Annotated in this window: 2 protein-coding genes and 1 pseudogene; all 3 read left to right on the top strand. The window is 39.0% G+C overall.

Annotated features, from left to right (window positions below; translation table 11 throughout):
- Positions 1-149 precede the first annotated feature (149 nt).
- The 3 genes and pseudogenes from terL to topA all read left to right on the top strand — a co-directional run bounded on the left by terL (position 150) and on the right by topA (position 4,328).
- Positions 150-1,601: a phage terminase large subunit gene (terL, locus tag DEF52_RS01080; protein ID WP_151807626.1), complete on the top strand. Its 1,452-nt coding sequence runs from the start codon at positions 150-152 to the stop codon at positions 1,599-1,601.
- A gap of 90 nt (positions 1,602-1,691) precedes the next feature.
- Positions 1,692-1,790: pseudogene (locus DEF52_RS06955) on the top strand (TomO hydrophobic C-terminal domain-containing protein); the annotation flags it as partial.
- Between the two features lie 87 nt (positions 1,791-1,877).
- Positions 1,878-4,328 (top strand): type I DNA topoisomerase, encoded by a 2,451-nt coding sequence (gene topA / locus DEF52_RS01075; protein WP_151807625.1) that lies wholly within the window; start codon positions 1,878-1,880, stop codon positions 4,326-4,328.
- Positions 4,329-4,488: the final 160 nt, after the last annotated feature.

The following is a 4,488-nucleotide window of genomic DNA, read 5'->3' as shown; positions in this document are numbered from 1 at the left end:
TCGCGGTATGACGGTGTAATGATGGTTAAGTAATTCGTCATCCCGCTGCTTGTTAGCGGGATCTAGAGATACCGCGACGTCTCACCTATAGCCTTCAGTGCTCCTTTTTTTGTCATCCCAGCGTTACGCGCTGGTTTCAACATTATATCATGAACTTTCTAAAATTCATTGAACTGTGCTTTCAAACGGTAGTGCCGGGGTGTGAGTATAACGATTATCAGTATATAAAAGTCATAGCAGATAGGCTGGAAGCGGCGAGCGCTGGTGAAGTGAAACGAATAATATTCAATATGCCTCCGCGTTCAATGAAATCCCTGTGCGCTAGTGTTGCGTGGCCCGCATGGATACTGGGAAATCAGCCAACCGCGAGGATAATAGTTGCAAGTTACTCTCGGCTGCTCAGCGAAAAGCACTCGCTCGACACCAGGTGCGTGATGCAGTCTAGTTGGTATAGAGCGCTATTTCCAGAGATAGAACTATCCAAAGACCAGAATACCAAATATAAATTTCAAACAGTGCAGAGAGGATACAGAATCGCAACATCAGTTGGTGGAACACTAACTGGTGAAGGTGGTGATTTTATCATTGTGGACGATCCGCTCAGTTCTGCTCAAGCTTTGAGTGAAACGCTTAGAAAGCGTGCCACAAACTGGTTTGATCAGACTTTAGTAACCAGGCTGAACGATAGAAAAAAAGGAGTCATCGTTCTTGTAATGCACAGGCTACACCAGGAGGACTTAACTGGACACCTTCTCTCCAAGCCAAAAAACATATGGCATCATATTTGTTTGCCAATGATTTCTGAAAATAAGCAGGTTATTTATTCAATCAAAAAGCCAATACCTCCCGTTCCTATCATCCGAGTAGCTCAGCACTGTGCGACCAGGCGATTATATAATAAACCAGCGTCACCTGTAAGGATATTATATTCAAGAGAAGAAGGTCAGTTGCTATATCCCCTCGATGGAGGAAAAGAAGAAGTTGAGACGATAAAAGTTGAACTTGGGAGTTATGCTTTTGCTGCGCAATATCAACAAAACCCTCTGCCGCTTTCAAGTGGTATAATTAAACCAGAGTGGTTGAAACGCTATAAAAAATTTCCTGATAATCTCTCGCATATAACACAAAGTTGGGATACTGCGGTTTCAACAAGTAACATGAGCAACTTTAGTGTCTGCATCACCTGGGCAAAAATAGATAATAAATTCTATTTACTCGACGTATATCGCGCAAAGCTTGAGTATCCAAAGCTTAAAGAACAGGTTTTGTCACTAGCTGCAAGATGGACGCCACACGCAATTTTAATCGAAGCAAAAACAAGTGGTCAGCAATTGGTGCAAGAGCTAAAAGCAAACAGTGATTTACCCATTATTGAAATAATGCCACATGATGACAAACTCACTCGATTCCACCGGATTGCTCCGATGATAGAGTCTGGCAAGGTTTTTCTGCCACATCAAGCAGTATGGCTAAACGATTTTGAGTATGAGATTTTAATGTTTCCTGAAACTCGACACGATGATCAAGTGGATAGTACCGTGCAATATTTGCAGTGGGTGAGAAACAGTACCTCTAGGGTCGCAGCTTTACGGGCATTGTGATTTGAGAGCAATTTCCACAAGGGAGGATGTCATCCCAGCGCTCCTTTTTTTGTCATGCAAGTAGCTGACACTGGAATCTAGCTTCTCGTTGCTGCTGCGATCATATACTATTGTAATGAGCCTTCAAAGTCACTTAAAAATAGCAACGTCCAAGGGTTTTCTGAAAAGGTCCCACAACCAGGTTCGTAAAATTCGCAAGAACCATTAAAATATTTTTTTACTTTTCATCGTATATTTCTCAACATATTATCTTTAAGTACTAAAATAATTAACAATATGGCATTATTAATAGTTGAATCACCTGCGAAAGCAAAGACAATAGGTAAATATTTGGGTAAAGAGTTCAAAGTAGCTGCATCCTTTGGACATGTGAGGGATCTTCCAGCAAAAAACGGTTCTGTCGATCCGGATAATGATTTTGCTATAAAGTATGAAACCATTGAAAAAGCAGAAAAGTATATAAAAGAGTTAGTAAAAGCTGCAAGCAAAACATCAGATATATATCTTGCAACAGACCCAGACAGAGAAGGGGAAGCAATGGCTTGGCATGTGATAGAGACATTAAAAGAAAAGAAAGCAATCAGTAATGAAAACAACATTTATAGAGTAGTCTTGAATGAGATAACAAAAAGAGCAGTACAAGAAGCAATAAAAAATCCACGTGAAATTAATATGGATTTAGTGCGTGCACAACAAGCACGTAGAGCTTTGGATTATCTAGTTGGGTTTAGTTTATCACCACTGCTGTGGACAAAATTGTCGGGGAGCAAGTCCGCAGGGCGAGTGCAGTCTGTTGCATTAAAGATTATATGCGAACGAGAAGATGAAATTAGTAAATTTATAACACAGGAGTATTGGAGTATAAAGGCAGAAATGCAAAATAGCAAAGATGAGGCTTTTTTTGCTATGCTAAGCCACTATGACAATAAAAAGCTAGAAAAATTTGATATTAAGAATGAAGAGGAAGCAAAGAACTTAGTCAGGGAGATTGAGTCAAGGCAATATGCTGTAAGCACAGTAGAACGCAAGCAAGTTAAGAGAAACCCGCTTCCTCCGTTTATTACTTCAAGTCTTCAGCAAGATGCAGTGAATAAACTGTATTTTAATGTGAAAAGTGTTATGCGCATAGCGCAAAATTTATATGAAGGTATCGATATTGGTGGTGAAACTGTAGGGTTGATAACTTACATGCGTACAGATGGGTTTCATATTGCAGATGAGGCTATAAACTCAATTAGAGGGTCAATTAAGTCATTATATGGTGATAAATATTTACCGCAGTCTCCTCGTAAATATGTAAAAAAGGTCAAAAATGCTCAAGAAGCACATGAAGCAATTCGTCCAACTGATATCAATAGAACGCCGGGTAGTATTAAGGATTACTTAACGCCAGAGCAATTTAAATTGTATGATTTAATCTGGAAAAGGACCATTGCAAGTCAAATGGAGTCGGCGATTCTTGATCAAGTGGTAGTCGAAATTAGTTCTACTGACCAGAAAGTAATTCTGCGAGCAAGTGGATCAAGTATATTCTTTGATGGTTTTTATAGAGTCTATCAAGATAACATGGAAGCCGAAAATGAAGGCCTGCTACCTGCCATGAAGGAAGGGGAAGCATGCAAGCTGATTTCAGTTGAGCCAAAACAACATTTCACTCAACCGCCACCACGTTACAGTGAAGCAAGTATCGTAAAAAAAATGGAAGAAATCGGTATAGGTCGACCATCAACTTATGCAACAATTATTTCGGTATTACAAGATCGTGAGTACGTTTCATTGGATAGCAAAAGGTTTATTCCAAGCAGTCGTGGTAAAATCGTTACTATATTTTTAGAAACTTTTTTTCAGCGTTGTGTAGAGTATGATTTCACAGCACAAATGGAAGAAAAGCTTGATTTAATTTCAAATGGACATGCAGATTGGAAAAAAGAATTAGGCCACTTTTGGGTGCCATTTTTTGGTCATGTAAACTCTGTCAAGCAAATGACGCATGATGAAGTTTTCAGCGGCATTCACGATTTGGTAATCGATTGGTTTTGTTCAGAAGAAGGAAAAAAAGAGGTGAATACAAAATGCCCTGCTTGCTCTGATGGCATATTGAAATTGAACTTTGGAAAAGCCGGGGTGTTCCTTGGATGTTCTAACTATCCTGAATGCAACCATACAAAAGAAATTACGGGCAGTAACGACAATTCAGAATATCCAAAAAGTTTAGGTATAGATGATATAACAAACCAAGAAGTGATGATCAAAAAGGGTCCTTTTGGACTTTATCTGGAGTTTAATAACGAGTTAAAAAAGAAAAAAACGGTTTCCATACCAAAAGATATAAATGTTAATGATATTGATCTGAGCACCGCTACTCAGTTACTTTCCTTGCCGAAAGTAATCGGAGAACACCCTGAAACCGGAAAGGAAGTAAAAATAGGCCTTGGACGATTTGGATACTATATTTTCTATGATGGTAGATACTTTTCTCTTAAGAAAAGCTCCAAAGAGGTGCTGAATACAGAATTGAGCGAAGCTGTACAAATTATTGCAAACAGTCCACGCAAAGAACTAAAGTCTCTCGGGGTTAATGAAAAGGGAAAAGAAGTTTTCATCTGCAACGGTAGGTACGGATTCTATATAAAATGCGGTAAAACAAACGTTGCTTTGGGCAAGAGTGCAGATATTGAGAGTATAGATTTGAAGAAGGCTTTAGAGTTGATTAAGGGTAAGAAGTAGACTTCTTGCATAACCATTATCTACGTTAAAAATTAGCTTTTTTGTCATTCCAGCGTGTGACGCTGGAATCTAGAAAAAAAGAACCTGGATGCCAGTGTCTGGGCACTGGCATGACCACTGCCATTAAGTTAAGGAAAAAGTGTTAGAATGTATTATAAAA

Source organism: Wolbachia endosymbiont of Nasonia oneida, from assembly GCF_009012935.1.
Lineage (GTDB): Bacteria > Pseudomonadota > Alphaproteobacteria > Rickettsiales > Anaplasmataceae > Wolbachia > Wolbachia pipientis.
This window is presented reverse-complemented; position numbering and strand designations above follow the sequence as displayed.